At 37.9% G+C, this 717-nt stretch carries 2 protein-coding genes; both read right to left on the reverse strand.

Going from position 1 to position 717, the window contains the following annotated elements; translation table 11 throughout:
• Positions 1-400: DUF5625 family protein (locus tag EAE89_RS22555; RefSeq protein WP_214086627.1), on the reverse strand; the 400-nt coding region annotated here is incomplete at its 3' end.
• 28 nt (positions 401-428) lie between these two features.
• Positions 429-717, reverse strand: a 289-nt coding sequence (locus tag EAE89_RS22560) for a DUF5625 family protein (RefSeq protein WP_244866725.1), incomplete at its 5' end; no start/stop codon positions are given.

Consider the following 717-nt stretch of genomic DNA (forward strand, 5'->3'; position numbering starts at 1 on the left):
TTTCTCGCACCGCCGTATTTACATATTTCTCTTCGTAATAGAAAGCCTGTCCCCCATCGTATCCCCTGGCATTTATTTTCTTGTCAAAAAAAATCTCGCCATCTTTAACGATATGGAGTGAAACAGGGATTATTACTCCGTCTTTATCAGCTCTCCCAAAAAACTTAAACCGCCTTGTCATTTCATCATGACCCTCCCCAGTTTCAAACAGTAAGGTGAACTGATAATTCCCTTCCTTGCTGAGTTCAAAATCAATTTTGACTGATTGACCAGACTTCGACACGTCAATCGGTCTGTATATATCCATGTGCCTAGAGCAGGCCATTAATAAGGTGCAGCTCATAAAAACAATAATATTTAGCCAATTTTTAAATCTTTCGTGTATATGTAATACTTTCATTTCATCACTCCAAATAAAGTAATTCGCGTTAAATTTTCGGATTGTAATAAGTGAATTCGACAAAACTCTCGATTCCATTAAAGACGGGAACATCCTCCAAAGTGGTAATGACAGCAGAGTAACGTCCGGGGGATAACGAAAATGTTTTAATTTCTCTCACAGCCGTATTTATACTTCTCTCTTCGTAATCGAAGACACGCCCTCCTTCGGACCCTGAAGCGTTTATTTTCTTATCAAAAAAAATCTTGCCATCTTTAACGATATAGAGTGAAACAGGGATTATTACTCCATCTTTATCAGCTCTCCCAAAAAACTTA

This window comes from Photorhabdus heterorhabditis (assembly GCF_018448905.1).
Classification (GTDB): domain Bacteria; phylum Pseudomonadota; class Gammaproteobacteria; order Enterobacterales; family Enterobacteriaceae; genus Photorhabdus; species Photorhabdus heterorhabditis.